Raw genomic sequence first — 17,875 nt, forward strand, 5'->3', positions numbered from 1 at the left:
CGGATGGCAAGCCCGCCGCTCATCGAATTCAGACAGGTCTCGAAAATCTACGGCGAGGGCGAGGCGGCGATCCGCGCGCTCGACCACGTCGACCTTGCGATCAACGCCCATGAATTCGTCGCGATCATGGGGCCGTCTGGCTCCGGCAAGTCGACGGCGATGAACATTCTCGGCTGCCTCGACGTGCCGAGCGCCGGCGACTACATCTTCGAAGGCATTCCGACCAGCGGCTTCGACCGCAGCCAGCTGACGCTGCTGCGCCGCCACATGCTCGGCTTCGTCTTCCAGGGCTTCAACCTCCTGTCGCGCACCTCGGCCGTCGAAAATGTCGAGCTGCCGCTGATCTATCGCGGCATGGCGGTGCGCGAGCGGCGCGAGCGGGCCCGCGAAGCCCTGGCGCTGGTCGGCCTCACCGGGCGCGAACATCACAAAACACAGGAACTGTCAGGCGGCCAGCAACAGCGCGTCGCTATCGCCCGCGCCATCGTTACCGAGCCGGCGCTGCTCCTCGCCGATGAGCCCACCGGCAATCTCGACACCAGGACCAGCGTCGAGATCATGGATCTGATGACGCGGCTGAACCGCGAGCAGGGCATCACCATCGTCATGGTCACCCATGAGCCCGATATTGCCGCCTATGCCCAGCGGCTGCTGCGTTTCGTCGACGGCAAGCTGGAGACTGAGGTCGAGCACCGGAGGAGGGCGGATCATGTTCTTTGAGACGCTGAAGCTGGCGCTGCGGGCCATCAGCCGCAACATGCTGCGCTCGTTCCTGACCGTGCTTGGTGTCGTCATCGGCGTTGCCGCTGTGATCGCGCTGGTGACGATCGGCAACGGCACGACTGCACAGGTCTCGACCGAGCTGTCGCGGCTCGGCACCAACATGCTGTTCGTCCGCCCCGGCCAGTTCGGCCCCGGCCGGGCGAGCTCCGAGGCCAAGCGCTTCAGCGTCAAGGACGTCGCGGCTATCCGCGACCAGATCGGCGGCCYCAGGGCCGTGGCACCGCTCAACCAGTCCACAGCGACCGTGATTTTCGGCGGCCAGAACCATTCGACCAGTGTCTCCGGCACCACGAATGACTATTTCATCGCACAGGACTGGAATCTGGCGCTCGGCCGCAATTTCCTGCCGGCCGAGGAACGCGGCCAGGCGCGCTGCATCATCGGCGAGACGGTGCGCTCGCAGCTCTTCGGCAGCGCCGACCCCACAGGCCAGCAGATCCGCGTCGGCAAGGTCTCATGCCCCGTCATCGGCGTGCTTGCCAAGCGTGGTCAGTCCGGCATGGGCAACGACCAGGACGATGTCGTCATCATGCCGGTCAAGGTGTTTCAGCGGCGCATCAGCGGCAACAGCAACGTGCCGCAGATCATCATCTCGGCGCGCGACGGCGTCTCCACAGCCAAGGTGCAGTCCGATGTCGAAAATCTCCTGCGCGAGCGCCGCAAGATCGTGCCCGGCCGCCAGGACGATTTCAACGTCAACGACATGACCCAGATCGCCGAAGCGATGACCGGCACGACGACGCTGCTGACCGGCCTGCTCGGCGCCGTCGCTGCGATCAGCCTGCTCGTCGGCGGCATCGGCATCATGAACATAATGCTGGTCTCCGTCACCGAGCGCACCCGCGAGATCGGCATCCGCCTGGCGATCGGCGCGCTGGAAAGCCAGGTGCTCACCCAGTTCCTGGTCGAAGCGGTGGCACTGTCGCTGTTCGGCGGCATCACCGGAATCGTGCTAGGCTTGAGCCTCGGCTTCGGCGCTGTAACGCTCCTGAAAGTGCCCTTCGTCTTCAGCCCCCTGATGGTCGCCGTCGCCTTCCTGTTCTCCGCGGCGATCGGCATGATCTTCGGCTATTTCCCGGCGAGAAGGGCAGCGCAGTTGAACCCCATCGAGGCGCTGCGACACGAATAAATGCGCCGTGGCAAAACGCTTGATGTCCCTCTACTCCTGTTAATCGAACGCAAGCGCTATCGGAGGCTGGCATCATGCCGCTCAACAGACTGGTGATCTACGCTGGGAATGTCGAGGAAACGGCGCGCTTTTATGAGAAGCACTTCGGTTTCAAGGCGACCAGCCTGCCTGGCGACAGGATCATGGAACTCATCGCCCAGGACGGCGGTGCGAACATTATGTTGCACCGGGCCGCCAAGGGGCAGCGGAGCGGTCAATCCATCGTCAAGCTGGTCTTCGACGTAGAGGATGTCGAGGCCTTTTGCAGGCGATGCGCGGAGAATGGGCTGGAGTTCGGTCCTATCCATAAAGCTGACGGTTATTTGTTCGCCAATGCAAAAGACCCGTGTCAAAATTCGATCTCGGTTTCCAGCCGGGCGTTCCGCAAGCGGTGATCTGCCGGCCTGATGAAGCAGCCGACGCGAAATGCCCCTGTAGATCGGGGCGGGTGAGCCTTCGCGGCGCAGACGTCAATGCCTCGCTGGTTTTCAGCAGCCTCGCCTTTTTTATCTATCTGTCTCTATTCTGATATTCAGTGCCGCCTTGTCTTCGGTTTTTGACCGTGCGACAATGTGATATATCAGTTTCAGGCGACGGATCTCCGCATGCAGACGTCACAAAGCCATCTTGCCTATCTCGCTCTGGAGCATCTGATCGTGACGCTGGCGTTGAAGCCCGGCGCGCTCGTCACCGAAAAGCAGTTGATCGATATGGCCGGCCACGGGCGTACGCCGGTGCGCGAGGCGATCCAGAAGCTCGCCTGGCAGGGGTTGATCCTGGTCAAGCCGCGCGTCGGGCTGCAGGTGGCCGAAATCGCACCGGACGATCACGGCAACGTCATGCAAGTGCGCCGTGAGTTGGAGCCGATCGCGGCAAGCCTGGTCGCCGAACATGCCAGCGACGATCAGCGCGCGCGACTCAACGACTGCGCCCGCGCGATGGAGGAATGCGCCGTCACCGGCGATCTCGCCGGCTTCTTCGCCGCCGACAAGGCTTTCGACGAAATCCTTGAGGATGCCTGCCCGAACGGCTTCATCACGGCAGCACTCGGCCCGGTGCAGACGCATTCACGTCGCCTCTGGTACTCCAAGGCAAGCCCGGAGCGCACGGATCGCGCCATCGCGCTGCACGTCGCCGTCATCCGCGCCATCCATCAAGGCAGGCCGGATGAGGCGCGCGCCGCCATGGCGGTGCTGATCGATTACCTCAGCCAGACATAGAAACGGCTCCGTTTCCGGAGCCGCCACAGGTCTGATTGTCACAAATGCTTTAGCCGACGAAAGCGCGCTCGATGACGAATTCGGCGGGCTTGCTGTTGGCGCCTTCATCGAGGCCGGCCTTTTCGAGCAGTTCCTTGGTATCCTTCAGCATCGCCGAGGAACCGCAGATCATGCCGCGGTCGATTTCCGGATCGAGCGGCGGCACGCCGAGATCGGTGAACAGCTTGCCGGAGGAGATCAGGTCGGTGATGCGGCCGCGATATTCGAAATCCTCGCGCGTGACTGTGGGATAGTGGCGCAGCTTGTCGCCGACGACTTCCTTCAGCAGCTCGTCATTCTGGATCTCGTGCACGAGGTCGAAGCCGTATTTCAGCTCGGCGACATCACGTGTCGTATGGGTGAGGATGACTTCCTCGAACTTCTCATAGGTCTCGGGGTCGCGGATCAGGCTGGCGAAAGGCGCAATGCCGGTTCCCGTCGAGAACATGTAGAGACGACGGCCGGGCGTCAGCGCGTCAAGCACCAGCGTGCCCGTCGGCTTCTTGCGCATCAGCACCTGGTCGCCCGGCTTGATCGCCTGCAGATGTGAGGTGAGCGGACCGTCCGGCACCTTGATCGAGAAGAATTCAAGCTCTTCGGCCCAGGCGGGGCTGGCGATCGAATAGGCGCGGAAGACCGGTTTGCCCTCGACCATCAGCCCGATCATCGCGAATTCGCCGGAACGGAAACGGAAGCCCTGCGGCCGGGTCATCGTGAAGCGGAAGAGCCGGTCCGTATAGTGCGTGACATCGAGCACCGTCTCGGCATAGACGCCGGCGGGGATGGACAAGGCGAAGTCTTCGGTCTTTGCAGGCGCGTTCATTTCGGTAGCGGATCCCGTTTCGTCGGATGAACAGTCGGATGCGAGCGAGATATTACAAATCGGGCCGGAATTAAAGGCATTCCATTCCACGCGACGCTTCTAAAGGGAAATATGCATGTCATCGTCAGGATTCAATGGCTGGCGGGGAATGTCGTATTTCCCGCTGGCGAAGCCCGGCAAAGGATGCATATTAGAGCAGCACGCCGGAAACGGATGCCGGTTTTCGGCAAAAATGGTGCGACAACAAAGACCTACGGCGTCGAACCCGATTCAGCAACAGGGTTCGGCGATGGTGGCGAAAAAAAGATGCTTGCCGGGGCGAGCGCGATAGGGCGGTCGGGGGAATATGAAGATTTTCAACTACAAGCGTGTTCCTTATGCGGAGATGCGCGCCTTTTCCGTCCATATCCTGACGGCATCCGGCTCCTTCCTTGCCTTTCTCGGCGTCGTTGCCGCCGCCGAACACCGCTTCATCGACATGTTCTGGTGGCTGGGCCTCGCCCTTCTGGTTGACGGCATAGACGGGCCGATCGCCCGCAAGGTGCGCGTCAAGGAAGTGCTGCCGAACTGGTCGGGCGATACGCTCGACAATATCATCGATTACGTCACCTATGTGCTTCTGCCGGCCTTCGCGCTCTATCAGAGCGGCATGATCGGCGAGCCCTGGTCCTTCGTCGCCGCCGGCATGATCGTCGTCTCCAGCGCCATCTACTATGCCGATATGGGCATGAAGACGGACGAGTATTTCTTCTCCRGCTTCCCCGTCGTCTGGAACATGATCGTCTTCACGCTGTTCGTCATCGATGCCAGCGCCACGACGGCGCTCACCGTTGTCATCGTCTCGGTGGTGCTGACCTTCCTGCCGATCAATTTCCTCCACCCGGTCCGGGTCAAAAGGCTGCGCCCGCTCAATCTCGGTGTCTTTTTCCTGTGGTCGGCGCTCGGGATTTTTTCGTTGTTGATGCATTTCGACACGCCCGAATGGGCGCTCATTCTCTTTATCGTGACCGGAATCTATCTTTACGTCATCGGCGCGGTGCTGCAATTCTTCCCCGCTCTTGGACGCGAAGCTTAGGATAGGCAGATGACCAAAACGCAGGCGGTTTCATTTTCGAGGACGGGCGGGCCGGAGGTTTTCGACTATGTCGAGATCGATCTTCCGCCACCCTCGACGGGCGAAGTGCAGATCAGACAGGCGGCGGTCGGGCTTAATTTCATCGACGTCTATTTCCGCAACGGCACCTACAAGACTCCGCATCTGCCCTTCGTCACCGGCAAGGAGGGCGCCGGTACCGTGACATCGGTTGGCCCCGGCGTCCTGGATTTCAAGGTGGGCGATCGTGTCGCCTATGCCGGCGCCGACGGCGCCTATAGCGCCGAACGCAATATCGAGACGCGGCACCTGGTGCTTGTGCCTGACGGCATAGAACTCGAAACGGCAGCGGCGATGATGCTGAAGGGCATGACCGCCGAATATCTCTTGAACCGCACCTTCAAGGTCGGCCCGCAGACGGTCCTGTTGTTCCACGCCGCTGCCGGCGGCGTCGGCCTGATCGCCGGTCAGTGGGCAAAGGCGCTCGGCGCCACCGTCATCGGCACGGCGGGCTCCGAAGACAAGATCGGGCTGGCGCTCGCCCATGGCTACGACCATGTGATCAACTACAAGAGCGAAGATTTCGTCGGCCGTGTCCGCGAAATCACCGGCGGCAAGGGCGTCGATGTCGTCTACGATTCGATCGGCCGCGATACTTTTCCACAGTCGCTCGATTGCCTGAAGCCGCGCGGCCTTTTTGCCTCCTTCGGTCAATCCTCCGGGCCGATCGAGAATTTCACCCTTGCGGCACTGGCGCAGAAGGGCTCACTCTTTGCGACGCGGCCGACGCTCTTCACCTACATCGCCGCGCGCCAGGAACTGATCGACAGTGCGAAAGCGCTATTTGATATTGTGCAAAGCAACAAAGTGCGTATCAATATCAATCAAACCTATCCGTTACGTGAGGTTGGGCAGGCTCACGCGGATCTGGAAACAAGAAAAACAACAGGAACGACGCTGCTGATTCCATGAGATCCGAACGGACCGGTTGGCAGAAGAAATGAGGGGAACGTGTCGCCATTGAATGTGCCGGATTCCGGTGCGTTATTATCGGTTCAGAAGCTGACGAAGTTCTTCGGAAGCTTTGCAGCCTGCAATGAAATCGATCTCGATATAGCGCCGGGCGAAATTCATGCGCTTCTCGGCGAAAACGGTGCAGGCAAATCCACCCTGGTGAAGATGCTATTCGGCGTTCTCGAGCCGACGGGCGGGCATATCCTCTGGCAGGGCCAGCCGGTTCCGATCGCCTCGCCGGGGGAGGCCCGCAAGCTCGGCATCGGCATGGTCTTCCAGCATTTCTCGCTGTTCGAGGCGCTGACGGTTGCCGAAAACATCGCCCTGTCGCTCGATGACGCTATCCCGATCGACAAAATCGCCGAGGAGGCGAGGGCGCTGTCGGTCGCCTACGGCCTGCCGCTCGATCCGCATGCCCATGTCGCCGATCTCTCGGTCGGCGAACGCCAGCGCATCGAGATCGTCCGCGCACTGCTGCAGAACCCGAAACTCATCATCCTCGACGAGCCGACCTCGGTGCTGACGCCGCAGGAAGCCGACAAGCTGTTCGAGACGCTGTTCAAGCTGCGCGCCGAGGGGCGTTCGGTTCTTTATATCAGCCACCGCCTGGAGGAGGTGCAGCGCATCTGCGATCGCGCCACCGTGCTGCGCCATGGCCGTGTGACCGGCGCCTGCGATCCCAAGCATGAAACGCCGGCCTCGCTCGCCCGCATGATGGTCGGCAGCGAGGTGGCGACCGTGACGCATCCGGAGCGCAGCGACAAGGGCGAGGTGCAGCTTGCCGTTGCCAACCTTTCCGTCGCAGCCCGCACGCCCTTCGCTATGCCGCTGCGCGATGTGTCGATGGCGGTGCGCTCGGGCGAGATCCTCGCCATCGCCGGTGTCGCGGGCAATGGGCAGAGTGAACTCTTCGACGCTCTGTCCGGCGAATATCCGGTTGCTTCGGCCGAGGCGATCGTCATCCGCAAAAAGCACGTGGGCAATCAGGGCATTACCGCTCGCCGTCTTCTCGGCGCGGGCTTCGTGCCGGAGGAGCGCCACGGCCATGCCGCCGTCTCCGCCATGAAATTGTCCGACAATCTCGTCCTTGCCCGCAGCCAGTCGGACCGCAAGGCGTTCCTGGGCCTGCTCGGCATCATCCGCCATGCGGCGGTGAAATCTGCCGCAAGGCGCATCTCCGAGGCCATGGATGTCCGCAAGAGCGGCGATGATCCGGCCGCCGGCTCCCTGTCCGGGGGGAATCTGCAGAAGTTCATCGTCGGCCGCGAGCTCGACCGCCAGCCCGCAGTACTCGTCGTCAACCAGCCGACCTGGGGCGTCGATGCCGGGGCTGCAAGCCGCATTCGCCAGGCGCTCGTCGATCTCGCAAGAGCTGGTTCGGCTGTCGTCGTCATCAGCCAGGATCTCGACGAGATCTTCGAAGTGGCGACCGATATTGCCGTCATCTGCGAAGGCCGTCTTTCCCACCCGTTTCCGGCCGGCGAACTGACGCGGGAAAGGATCGGACTGCTGATGGGCGGCCTGCACGAGAGCAGCTCTCGCCCGGAGGCGCCCCATGCGCATTGAACTTGAAAAACGGCCCGACGTCTCGAAGCTCTTCGCCTTCGTCTCGCCGCTGCTTGCCCTTGTGCTGACGCTGGTATTCGGCGCCATCATGTTCGCCATGCTCGGCAAGGACCCGGTCGAGGCACTCGACGCCTTCTTCATCGAGCCGCTGCTCGAGGTCTGGTCGCTGCACGAGCTGGCGATCAAGGCCGGGCCCCTGATCCTGATCGCCGTCGGCCTGGCCGTCTGTTATCGCTCGAACAATTGGAATATCGGCGCCGAAGGCCAGTTCACCATCGGCGCCATCACCGGCTCCTATCTGCCGATCGTCTTTTACGACTGGCATTCGCCGCTCGTGCTGCCGCTGATGCTGATCCTTGGTGCGCTCGGCGGTGCGCTTTTCGCCGCCATTCCGGCGCTGCTGAAGGCGCATTTCAATACCAACGAGATCCTGACGTCGTTAATGCTGGTCTATATCGCCCAGCTCTTCCTTGACTGGCTGATCCGCGGCGCCTGGCGCGATCCGAAGGGCTTCAACTTTCCAGTCTCGCGCGATTTCGCACCGGAAGCGGTGCTGCCGGCGATCTGGGAAGAGTCCGGCCGGGCCCATTGGGCCTTCATCTTCGCCATTGTCGCCGCAATCGGCGTCTGGTTCATGCTGCGCTATACGCTGAAAGGCTTCGAGATCGTCGTGCTCGGCCAATCGGAGCGGGCAGGACGCTTTGCCGGTTTCTCCTCCAAGAAGATGATCTGGTTCAGCTTTCTCTTTTCGGGCGCGCTTGCCGGGCTTGCCGGCATCAGCGAGGTTTCCGGCTCGATCGGCCATTTGCAGCCGGCGATCTCGCCGGGCTACGGCTTCACCGCCATCATCGTCGCCTTCCTCGGCCGCCTCAATCCGCTCGGCATCATCGCATCCGGCCTGGTGCTGGCGTTGACCTATCTCGGTGGCGAGGCAGCACAGCTTTCGCTCGGCGTTTCCGACAAGGTCACCCGCGTCTTCCAGGGTCTGCTGCTCTTCTTCGTGCTCTCCTGTGATACGCTGATCTATTACAAAATCCGCATTGTCTGGTCGCGGCTAAGGGGCAGGGCGGCATGAGCATCTTCGAAGCCATTCTGCTGACGGTCATCACCGCCTCCACACCGCTCGTCATCGCAGCACTCGGTGAACTGGTGACCGAGCGTTCCGGCGTTCTCAATCTCGGTGTCGAAGGCATGATGATCATGGGTGCGGTCGGCGCCTTTGCTGCGGCACAGCTCACCGGTTCGGCCTATATCGGCATTGTCGGGGGCATCGTCAGCGGTGCGCTGTTTTCCTTGCTCTTTGCCTTCCTGACGTTGACGCTCGTCGCCAATCAGGTGGCAACAGGCCTTGCGCTGACGATCCTCGGCCTCGGCGCTTCCGGCATGCTCGGCGAAGCCTTCGTCGGCGCCCCCGGCATCCGGCTGCTGCCGATCGAAATCCCGGTGCTTTCAGCCATTCCCTATATCGGAACGGTCCTCTTCAAGCAGGATCTGATCTTCTACCTGTCGATCCTGCTCGTCATCGCCGTCAACTGGTTCCTGTTCAGGAGCCGCACCGGCCTGAAGATCCGCGCCATCGGCGATAATCACGCCTCCGCACATGCGCTCGGCATCGACGTCATCCGCATGCGCTACCTCGCCGTGATGTTCGGCGGCGCCTGCTCGGGCCTTGCCGGCGCGCAGCTATCGCTGATCTATACGCCGCAATGGACCGAGAACATGTCGGGCGGGCGCGGCTGGATCGCACTTGCGCTGGTGGTCTTCGCCTCCTGGCGGCCGTGGCGTCTACTGGCCGGTGGTTATCTCTTCGGCGCGGTGACGATCCTTCAGTTGCATGCGCAAGCCTTCGGTATCGGCATTCCCTCGCAGTTCCTATCGATGCTGCCCTACGCGGCGACGGTTGTGGTCCTCATCATCATCTCGCATAATCGACGCACGACGTTGATCAATACGCCGGCCTCGCTCGGCAAGGCCTTTGTGCCCGACCGGTGAGCAACAACAAAAAGACGGGTTTCGAAACTTCCAACCAACAGGGATCAAAATGAAAAAACTAGCACTTGCTCTCGCAGCAACCGCTGCCCTCGTCCTGAGCATCGGCTCGGCCGCCGAGGCCGCCGACAAGACCAAGGTCTGCTTCGTCTATGTCGGCACCCGCACCGACGGCGGCTGGACGCAGGCCCATGAGAACGGCCGCCTCCAAGTCGAGAAGGAATTCGGTGACAAGATCGAGACGCCCTACCTCGAAAGCGTCCCGGAAGGCCCGGATGCTGAACGCGCCATTGAGCGCATGGCCCGCTCCGGCTGCTCGCTGATCTTCACCACGTCTTTCGGCTACATGGACGCCACCRTTGCCGTCGCCAAGAAGTTCCCGAAGGTGAAGTTCGAGCATGCGACCGGTTTCAAGGCCGCCGACAACGTCGCGACTTACAATTCGCGCTTCTATGAAGGTCGCTATATCAGCGGCATCATCGCCGGCAAGCTCTCGAAAACCGGTACGGCAGGCTATATCGCCACCTTCCCGATCCCTGAGGTGGTGATGGGCATCAATGCCTTCGAAGCCGGTGCCAAGTCGGTCAACCCGAACTTCAAGATGAAGGTCATCTGGGTCAATACCTGGTTCGATCCGGGCAAGGAAGCTGACGCCGCCAAGGCGCTGATCGACCAGGGCGTCGATATCCTCGCCCAGCACACCGACACCACGGCTCCGATGCAGGTCGCCGAACAACGCGGCGTCAAGGCATTCGGCCAAGCTTCCGACATGATCAAGGCCGGCCCGAATGTCCAGCTGACTGCGATCATCGACACCTGGGGCAATTACTACTCCAAGCGCGTCAAGGCGCTTCTCGACGGCACCTGGAAGTCCGAGCAGAGCTGGGACGGCCTGAAGGACGGCATCTTGACGATGGCGCCTTATACCAACATGCCCGACGACGTGAAGAAACTCGCCTCGGAAACCGAAGCCAAAATCAAATCAGGCGAGCTGCATCCCTTTACCGGCCCGATCAACAAGCAGGACGGCACGCCCTGGCTGAAGGCCGGTGAAAAGGCCGATGACGGCACGTTGCTCGGCATGAACTTCTACATCGAAGGCGTCGACGACAAGCTGCCGGCGCAGTAAGCCATCTCCAATTCGCAGTTGCGAAGGGCGCCCCCTGTGGGCGCTCTTTTTTTGCTGCAACGCATCCCAAGATTCCGATTTACAAAAGTAATACTATATGATTTTTTGACCCTGCGCCGCGAGATGCGGCATTGGGAGGAAATCATGAAATTGAAGACTGCACTTTTGAGTGCCACGATTCTGGCTGCCTGCATGTTCGGTTCGGCTTCGGCCGCCGGCCTCACTGTCGGCTTCTCGCAGATCGGCTCGGAATCGGGCTGGCGTGCGGCTGAAACGACTGTGACCAAGGAGCAGGCCAAGAAGCGCGGCATCGATCTGAAGTTTGCCGATGCGCAGCAGAAGCAGGAAAACCAGATCAAGGCTTTGCGCTCCTTCATTGCTCAGGGCGTCGATGCCATTCTCATTGCTCCGGTCGTCGAAACCGGCTGGGACGACGTTCTCAAGGAAGCCAAGGAAGCCAAGATTCCGGTCATCCTTCTCGACCGTACCATCAAGGCTCCCGACGATCTCTACCTGACGGCGGTGACTTCAGATCTGGTCCATGAAGGCAAGGTCGCAGGCGACTTCCTGGTCAAGACCGTCGGCGACAAGAAGTGCAATGTCGTTGAACTTCAGGGCACCACCGGCTCGTCGCCGGCCATCGCCCGCAAGAAGGGCTTCGAAGAGGCGCTTGCCGGCCACGACAACCTCAAGATCGTTCGCAGCCAGACCGGTGACTTCACCCGCACCAAGGGCAAGGAAGTCATGGAAAGCTTCCTGAAGGCCGAGAATGGCGGCAAGGATATCTGCGCTCTCTACGCCCATAACGACGACATGGCCGTCGGCGCCATCCAGGCGATCAAGGAAGCCGGCCTGAAGCCCGGCAAGGATATCCTCGTCGTCTCCATCGACGCCGTGCCCGATATCTTCAAGGCGATGTCCGAAGGCGAGGCCAATGCCACGGTCGAGCTGACACCGAATATGGCAGGTCCGGCCTTCGATGCGCTCGAAGCCTACCTGAAGGACAAGAAGGCTCCGGCCAAGTGGATCCAGACCGAGTCGAAGCTCTACACGCCTGCCGACGAACCGATAAAGGTCTACGAAGAGAAGAAGGGTCAGGGCTACTGATCTGATGTGACACCGCTGCATAATTCCTTAAATCGGAACTCGATTTCGGGATAAAATCATGCAGCAATTCAAAGCGCTACAGCGTCCTTATGCGTCTCGAAAGACACAGGCGGCGCTGTAGAACCGCACCGGCCCGTCATGGACCGGTGCGGAACTGCCTTTGCCGCCTTGGGACGTCATGTCCGGCCGCGGCGCGGCTTTTGCCGTCAATATCAGGAAAACAGACCCTTATGATTCACGATTTCGAGAACGTTCTCGCGGCCTCCGGAATATCGAAATTCTTTCCCGGCGCAGTGGCGCTGGATAAGGTCGATTTCACGCTCCGCAGAGGCGAGGTGCACGCATTGCTGGGCGAAAACGGCGCCGGCAAGTCGACGCTGATCAAGTGCATCACCGGCGCCTATCATCGTGACGAGGGCAGCCTGACGTTGGACGGCCAGGAAATCAATCCCGCCAATACGCTCGCCGCCCAGAAGCTCGGTATCGGCACGGTCTATCAGGAGGTCAATCTCCTTTCCAATCTGAGCGTCGCCGAAAACCTCTTTCTCGGACGCCAGCCAAGGCGGTTCGGCATGACCGACGTGCGTTCGATGAACCGCAAGGCACGCGATCTGCTCGCCGGCTATGGCGTCGATATCGACGTCACCGCCGAACTTGGCCGTTTCTCCGTCGCTGTCCAGCAGGTGGTTGCCATCGCCCGTGCCGTTGATCTTTCAGGCAAGGTGCTGATCCTCGATGAGCCCACAGCAAGTCTCGACAATCAGGAGGTGGCGCTGCTCTTCCGCATCATCGAAGACCTCAAAAAGCGCGGCCTGGGCATCGTCTTCATCACCCATTTTCTCGAGCAGGTCTATGCGATCAGCGACCGCATTACCGTGCTGCGCAACGGCAAGCTCGTCGGCACCCGCGAGGTCGCCGATCTGCCGCGCCAGGGCCTGATCGCCATGATGCTCGGCCGGGAGCTGGCGCATGTCGAGGCGACGGTCAAGCAACACAGCCTCGCGGCAGGCGAGGTCCGATATCATTTTGCAGGCTACGGCAAACGCGGCAAGGTCAAACCATTCGACCTTGAGGTGCGCGCCGGAGAGGTGGTCGGCGTTGCCGGGTTGCTCGGCTCCGGCCGCACCGAAACCGCCGAACTGCTTTTCGGCATCGAGCATGCCGACAGCGGCAGCGCCACGATCGACGGCCAGCCGGTCACGCTTTCGAGCCCGCGCGCCGCGATCGCAAAGGGTTTCGGCTTCTGCCCCGAGGACCGCAAGACCGATGGCATCATCGGCGACCTGTCGATCAGGGAGAACATCGCACTTGCGCTGCAGGCTCGCCGCGGCTGGACGCGGCCTCTCTCGCGCGCCGAGCAGAATACGCTTGCCGACCGCTACATCAAGGCGCTCGATATCCGCACCACCGATCGCGAGAAGCCTATCCGGCTGCTCTCCGGCGGCAATCAGCAGAAGGCGATCCTCGCCCGCTGGCTGGCGACCAATCCCAAGTTTCTGATCCTCGACGAGCCGACCCGCGGCATCGATGTCGGCGCCCATGCCGAGATCATCCGGCTCATCGAAGAGCTCTGTGCCGGCGGCATGTCGCTGATCGTGATTTCCTCGGAACTTGAAGAGCTTGTCGCCTATAGTTCACGTGTCATCGTACTTCGCGACAGACAGCATATCGCTGAACTGACAGGCGAGCGTATCACCGCTGCCGGCATCGTCGAAGCCATTGCCGCCGCCGAACACAAGATGGAGGATGCATGAGGTCCTCCGTGAAAGCCCTGGCATATCGCCTGGCGCCGCAATTGATTGCGCTCGTTGTCATTCTTTTGTTGAATTTCATCACGTCACCGCAGTTTTTTAATGTCGTTGTTCAGAATGGCCGGCTCTATGGCAGCCTGATCGATGTGCTGAACCGCGGCGCGCCGGTGGCGCTGCTGGCGATCGGCATGACGCTGGTCATTGCCACCAAGGGCATCGACCTGTCCGTCGGTGCGGTCATCGCGATCTGCGGCGCCGTCGCCGCATCGTCGATTGTTTCAGGAAATTCAGTTTCTTACACCATTATCCTGACACTTGCGATTGGGCTTGCCTGCGGCGTCTGGAACGGGTTCCTGGTGGCAGTCCTCAATATCCAGCCGATCATCGCCACGCTGGTGCTAATGGTGGCCGGCCGCGGCATCGCCCAGCTGATCACCGAAGGCGCCATCCTGACCTTCAACGATGACGGGCTGACCTTCTTCGGCAGCGGTTCGCTGCTGCTTCTACCGATGCCTGTCGTCATCTGGCTTCTCGTCGGCCTGCTCGTCATCCTGCTCGTCCGCCGCACGGCGCTCGGCATGCTGATCGAGGCCGTTGGCATCAATCGCCGCGCCAGCACGCTCTCCGGCATTCAAACGCCGGTGCTGCTGATGGCGGTCTATATGCTGAGCGGGATCTGCGCCTCGATTGCGGGCATCATCGTTGCAGCCGACATCAAGGGCGCCGATGCCAACAATGCCGGCCTATGGCTGGAACTCGACGCGATCCTCGCCGTCGTCGTCGGCGGCAATTCGCTGCTCGGCGGCCGCTTCAGCATTCTCGGATCGCTGATCGGCGCGATGATCATCCAGGCGGTGAATACCGGCATCCTATCCGCCGGCTTCCCGCCTGAATTCAACCTGATCATCAAGGCCGTCATCATTATCGTCATCCTCGTCATCCAGTCGCCGGCGGTGCAATCGCTCGCCATCTTCGCCAGCCGCCGGCAGGGCGGTAGGGAGCAGCCGAAATGAACTCCAAATACCTGCCGCTGCTTGCGACCATCGTCATCTTCGTGCTCGCCTATGCCGGATGCGCTTTGCAATATCCGAACATTCTGTCGACGCGCGTCATCGGCAATCTTTTGACCGACAATGCCTTTCTCGGCATCGCCGCCGTCGGCATGACCTTCGTCATCATTTCGGGCGGCATCGATCTGTCGATCGGCTCGGTCATTGCCTTTACCGGCGTCTTCCTCGCGGTGATCCTGCAGAACACCTCGATCCATCCGCTGCTCGCCTTTGCGATCGTGCTCGTCATCACGACTGCCTTTGGCGGTATCATGGGCGCGATCATCCACTATCTCGAAATGCCGGCCTTCATCGTCACGCTTGCCGGCATGTTCCTGGCACGCGGCATGGCCTTCGTGCTCTCGATCGACAGCATTCCGATCGATCACGAATATTATTCGACGCTGACGAGCCTCTATTACCGTCTGCCCGGCGGCGGGCGGCTGACGCTGATCGGCGGCATCATGCTTCTGGTCTTTGCGGTCGGCATCTTCATCGCCCAGCGCACCCGCTTCGGCACCAACGTCTATGCACTCGGCGGCGGCACGCAGACGGCGCGGCTGATGGGCGTGCCGGTGGGCCGCACGACAATCCAGATCTATGCACTGTCGGGCTTTCTTGCAGGCCTATCCGGGATCGTTTTTTCGCTGTACACCTCTGCCGGATATTCTCTTGCAGCAGTCGGCGTCGAACTCGATGCCATCGCGGCGGTGGTCATTGGAGGGACGCTGCTGACCGGAGGAGCGGGATTCGTGGCGGGAACCTTGATCGGTATCCTGATCCAGGGGCTCATTCAGACCTACATCACCTTCGACGGTACGCTGTCGAGCTGGTGGACCAAGATCTTGATTGGCCTTCTGCTATTTGCATTCATCCTGATGCAGAAAGCCATCCTGTTCGTTTCCAGTCTGAACAAGAGGTACGCCTGAGGGGGAGACGGATCGCTTGCGCTACAAATTGGACGAGACACGCAAGACGGGGCGCAGAACCCGGACGAGCCATGCCCAGGTCGTCGACGAACTCGGCAAGGCGATCGTCGCCGGCACCTATCCCGTTGGCTCGATCCTGCCAGGTGACACGGAACTGGCGCAACGTTTCAAAGTGTCCCGCACCGTCTTGCGTGAGACGATGAAGACGCTTGCCGCCAAGGGCATGGTCGTCGCTAAGGCGCGGGTCGGCACGCGTGTGACCGAGAAGAACCTCTGGAACATGTTCGACAGCGAGATCATCGCCTGGCACTTCGACAACGGCGTGACGGAGGAGTTTCTGCTGCAGCTCTACGATATTCGCCTCGCCTTCGAACCCTTCGCCGCCGGTCTCGTCGCCGAGCGGGCGAATGCCGAGGATATCGAGATGCTGCGCGGGCTGGCGCTCGAGATGGCAGCGGCCGGCCATACGGCCGACAGCCTGGCACTCGCCGACCTTCGTTTTCACCTGGCGATCGCCGAAGCCTCGCACAATCCCTTCATGCGGACACTCGGCAGCCTCATCGAAGCAGCCCTCGTCGGCATGTTCCGCATAAGCACGCCGCCAACCGAAAACGGCTTCGCCAATATCGCCGACACCCATATGCGCATCGTCGATGCGATCGTGTCCGGCGATAGCAGTGCTGCGCGCCGCGCGATGGAAGACGTTATCCTGGACGGCCGCCATCACGTGCACGAAGCCTTCGTGGCCCGCGGTTCCGAGGCCATCATAGGGTCGATTTCGGCCGCGATTTCACCTTTGTGAAGGCTTTGCTTTCCGACAGCGCCGCGCGTCTTTTCGAGAGCCGCAAAGGCCGCTGCAGCACTTTGAATGGCTGCGTAATTTATCCTTAAATCGATTCCGATTTGGGGAATTATGCAGTATGAGGCGATAAAGCCGCCTCATGGCGCGGATTCGCGGAGCAAATCATGGAACGCACTTGTCTTGCCGTCATCCTCGCCGCCGGTGACAGCACGCGGATGAAATCCTCGAAATCGAAGGTGCTGCATCCGGTCGCCGGACGGCCGATGATCGCCCATGTGGTCGAGGCGGTCGCCTCCGCCGGCATCTCGTCCGTCGCCCTTGTCGTCGGCCGTGACGCCGAGGACGTGGCGAAGGCCGCAAGCATCGACGGCGTCGGCATCGAATCCTATCTGCAGAAGGAACGCCTCGGCACCGGCCACGCGGTGCTGGCGGCGCGCGACGCGATCGCCAAGGGTTACGACGATATCCTCGTCACCTATGGCGACGTGCCGCTCCAGACCGACGGGCCGCTCAAAGCCGCACGCCAGGGCCTTGCCGATGGCAGCGATGTCGTCGTCATCGGCTTCCACACCGACCGCCCGACCGGCTACGGCCGCCTGCTCGTCAAGGACGGCGAACTCATCGCCATCCGCGAGGAGAAGGACGCGACCGATGCCGAGCGCACCGTCACCTGGTGCAACAGCGGGCTGATGGCGATCAACGGCAGAAAGGCGCTCGATCTTCTCGCGCGCATCGGCAATGCCAATGCCAAGGGTGAATTCTATCTGACCGATCTCGTCGAGATCGCTCGTTCGCTCGGCGGACGCGTCACCGCCGTCGACGCTCCCGAGATCGAGATGACCGGCTGCAACACCCGTGCCGAACTCGCCGTCATCGAGCGTTTCTGGCAGGAGCGCCGCCGCCACGAGATGATGCTGGCCGGCGTCACCATGATCGCACCGGAAACGGTTTTTCTGTCCTACGATACCGTCATCGGCCAGGATGCGCTGATCGAGCCGAACGTCGTCTTCGGTCCCGGCGCGGTGATCGACAGCGGCGCCGTCATTCATGCTTTCTCGCATATCGAAGGCGCCCATGTCAGCCAGGGTGCGACCGTCGGGCCCTTCGCCCGGCTGCGGCCGGGTGCCGATCTCGCCAACGGCGCGAAGGTCGGCAATTTCTGCGAGGTCAAGAACGGCCGGCTGGGCGAGGGCGCCAAGGTCAACCACCTGACTTACATCGGCGATGCCGTCATCGGCGCCGGCAGCAATATTGGCGCCGGCACGATCACCTGCAACTATGACGGCGTCAACAAGAGCGAGACGGTGATCGGCGAAAACGCCTTCATCGGTTCCAACTCCTCGCTGGTCGCGCCGGTGACGATCGGCGACGGCGCCTATATCGGCTCCGGCAGCGTCATCACCGTCGATGTTC

Annotated in this window: 17 protein-coding genes; 16 read left to right on the forward strand and 1 reads right to left on the reverse strand. The window is 61.4% G+C overall.

The features are described 5' to 3' along the window. Positions 1–3: 3 nt before the first annotated feature. From AC1D1Z_RS09170 to AC1D1Z_RS09185, 4 genes are all read left to right on the forward strand, one after another. On the forward strand, positions 4–720 hold the full coding sequence (locus AC1D1Z_RS09170) for an ABC transporter ATP-binding protein (protein WP_112903020.1): 717 nt from the start codon (positions 4–6) through the stop codon (positions 718–720). Beyond that, positions 710–1,912, forward strand: coding sequence for an ABC transporter permease (locus AC1D1Z_RS09175; protein ID WP_477850250.1), 1,203 nt, complete (start codon positions 710–712; stop codon positions 1,910–1,912). Before AC1D1Z_RS09170 ends, AC1D1Z_RS09175 begins: the two co-directional genes overlap by 11 nt. A gap of 74 nt (positions 1,913–1,986) precedes the next feature. After that, positions 1,987–2,346 carry a VOC family protein gene (locus AC1D1Z_RS09180; protein ID WP_131606743.1) on the forward strand — a complete coding sequence of 120 codons (360 nt, stop codon included), beginning with the start codon at positions 1,987–1,989 and terminating at the stop codon, positions 2,344–2,346. 210 nt (positions 2,347–2,556) lie between these two features. Further along, the gene (locus AC1D1Z_RS09185) at positions 2,557–3,171 is read left to right on the forward strand and encodes a GntR family transcriptional regulator (RefSeq protein ID WP_018241986.1); all 615 of its coding nucleotides are present in this window, start codon (positions 2,557–2,559) and stop codon (positions 3,169–3,171) included. Between the two features lie 49 nt (positions 3,172–3,220). Here the strand turns inward: AC1D1Z_RS09185 and AC1D1Z_RS09190 are convergent, their stop codons facing one another. Continuing rightward, positions 3,221–4,033: a ferredoxin--NADP reductase gene (locus AC1D1Z_RS09190; protein ID WP_018241987.1), complete on the reverse strand. Its 813-nt coding sequence runs from the start codon at positions 4,031–4,033 to the stop codon at positions 3,221–3,223. A gap of 346 nt (positions 4,034–4,379) precedes the next feature. Between AC1D1Z_RS09190 and pcsA the strand changes: the two genes are divergently transcribed. From pcsA to glmU, 12 genes are all read left to right on the forward strand, one after another. After that, a complete protein-coding gene (pcsA, locus tag AC1D1Z_RS09195; protein WP_477850253.1) occupies positions 4,380–5,108 on the forward strand; it encodes a phosphatidylcholine synthase in 729 nt (242 codons plus the stop codon). 9 nt (positions 5,109–5,117) lie between these two features. Further along, a complete protein-coding gene (locus AC1D1Z_RS09200; RefSeq protein ID WP_168299554.1) occupies positions 5,118–6,098 on the forward strand; it encodes a quinone oxidoreductase family protein in 981 nt (326 codons plus the stop codon). Between the two features lie 39 nt (positions 6,099–6,137). Further along, complete coding sequence (locus tag AC1D1Z_RS09205) at positions 6,138–7,706, forward strand: ABC transporter ATP-binding protein (RefSeq protein ID WP_282682026.1); 1,569 nt, start codon at positions 6,138–6,140, stop codon at positions 7,704–7,706. Continuing rightward, complete coding sequence (locus tag AC1D1Z_RS09210; RefSeq protein WP_018445373.1) at positions 7,696–8,781, forward strand: ABC transporter permease; 1,086 nt, start codon at positions 7,696–7,698, stop codon at positions 8,779–8,781. Before AC1D1Z_RS09205 ends, AC1D1Z_RS09210 begins: the two co-directional genes overlap by 11 nt. Further along, a complete protein-coding gene (locus AC1D1Z_RS09215; RefSeq protein WP_027684738.1) occupies positions 8,778–9,698 on the forward strand; it encodes an ABC transporter permease in 921 nt (306 codons plus the stop codon). Before AC1D1Z_RS09210 ends, AC1D1Z_RS09215 begins: the two co-directional genes overlap by 4 nt. Before the next feature lie 49 nt (positions 9,699–9,747). Then, positions 9,748–10,824 (forward strand): BMP family ABC transporter substrate-binding protein, encoded by a 1,077-nt coding sequence (locus AC1D1Z_RS09220; protein WP_477850257.1) that lies wholly within the window; start codon positions 9,748–9,750, stop codon positions 10,822–10,824. A gap of 144 nt (positions 10,825–10,968) precedes the next feature. Next, positions 10,969–11,931, forward strand: a complete 963-nt coding sequence (gene ytfQ, locus AC1D1Z_RS09225; RefSeq protein WP_282682027.1) for a galactofuranose ABC transporter, galactofuranose-binding protein YtfQ — start codon at positions 10,969–10,971, stop codon at positions 11,929–11,931. A gap of 230 nt (positions 11,932–12,161) precedes the next feature. Beyond that, positions 12,162–13,685 carry a galactofuranose ABC transporter, ATP-binding protein YtfR gene (gene ytfR, locus AC1D1Z_RS09230; RefSeq protein WP_168299552.1) on the forward strand — a complete coding sequence of 508 codons (1,524 nt, stop codon included), beginning with the start codon at positions 12,162–12,164 and terminating at the stop codon, positions 13,683–13,685. Further along, positions 13,682–14,695 (forward strand): ABC transporter permease, encoded by a 1,014-nt coding sequence (locus tag AC1D1Z_RS09235; RefSeq protein ID WP_131606739.1) that lies wholly within the window; start codon positions 13,682–13,684, stop codon positions 14,693–14,695. Before ytfR ends, AC1D1Z_RS09235 begins: the two co-directional genes overlap by 4 nt. After that, complete coding sequence (gene yjfF / locus AC1D1Z_RS09240) at positions 14,692–15,660, forward strand: galactofuranose ABC transporter, permease protein YjfF (protein WP_018445370.1); 969 nt, start codon at positions 14,692–14,694, stop codon at positions 15,658–15,660. Before AC1D1Z_RS09235 ends, yjfF begins: the two co-directional genes overlap by 4 nt. Before the next feature lie 16 nt (positions 15,661–15,676). Continuing rightward, entirely contained in the window at positions 15,677–16,462 is a 786-nt protein-coding gene (locus AC1D1Z_RS09245; RefSeq protein ID WP_018445369.1) for a FadR/GntR family transcriptional regulator, read from the forward strand. A 164-nt stretch (positions 16,463–16,626) separates the two neighbouring features. Continuing rightward, on the forward strand, positions 16,627–17,875 hold a 1,249-nt coding region (gene glmU, locus AC1D1Z_RS09250; protein WP_477850261.1), incomplete at its 3' end, for a bifunctional UDP-N-acetylglucosamine diphosphorylase/glucosamine-1-phosphate N-acetyltransferase GlmU.

The sequence above is a fragment of the Rhizobium sp. P1_E1 genome (assembly GCF_056406015.1).

What these genes read in the sequence shown, in the direction of transcription:
- AC1D1Z_RS09210 (WP_018445373.1), top strand. Translation starts at nt 7,696, where the DNA reads ATGCGCATTGAACTTGAAAAACGGCCCGACGTCTCGAAGCTCTTCGCC.
- AC1D1Z_RS09170 (WP_112903020.1), top strand. Translation starts at nt 4, where the DNA reads ATGGCAAGCCCGCCGCTCATCGAATTCAGACAGGTCTCGAAAATCTAC.
- AC1D1Z_RS09190 (WP_018241987.1), bottom strand. Translation starts at nt 4,033, where the DNA reads ATGAACGCGCCTGCAAAGACCGAAGACTTCGCCTTGTCCATCCCCGCC.
- AC1D1Z_RS09180 (WP_131606743.1), top strand. Translation starts at nt 1,987, where the DNA reads ATGCCGCTCAACAGACTGGTGATCTACGCTGGGAATGTCGAGGAAACG.
- AC1D1Z_RS09235 (WP_131606739.1), top strand. Translation starts at nt 13,682, where the DNA reads ATGAGGTCCTCCGTGAAAGCCCTGGCATATCGCCTGGCGCCGCAATTG.
- AC1D1Z_RS09185 (WP_018241986.1), top strand. Translation starts at nt 2,557, where the DNA reads ATGCAGACGTCACAAAGCCATCTTGCCTATCTCGCTCTGGAGCATCTG.
- ytfQ (WP_282682027.1), top strand. Translation starts at nt 10,969, where the DNA reads ATGAAATTGAAGACTGCACTTTTGAGTGCCACGATTCTGGCTGCCTGC.
- ytfR (WP_168299552.1), top strand. Translation starts at nt 12,162, where the DNA reads ATGATTCACGATTTCGAGAACGTTCTCGCGGCCTCCGGAATATCGAAA.
- AC1D1Z_RS09215 (WP_027684738.1), top strand. Translation starts at nt 8,778, where the DNA reads ATGAGCATCTTCGAAGCCATTCTGCTGACGGTCATCACCGCCTCCACA.
- yjfF (WP_018445370.1), top strand. Translation starts at nt 14,692, where the DNA reads ATGAACTCCAAATACCTGCCGCTGCTTGCGACCATCGTCATCTTCGTG.
- AC1D1Z_RS09200 (WP_168299554.1), top strand. Translation starts at nt 5,118, where the DNA reads ATGACCAAAACGCAGGCGGTTTCATTTTCGAGGACGGGCGGGCCGGAG.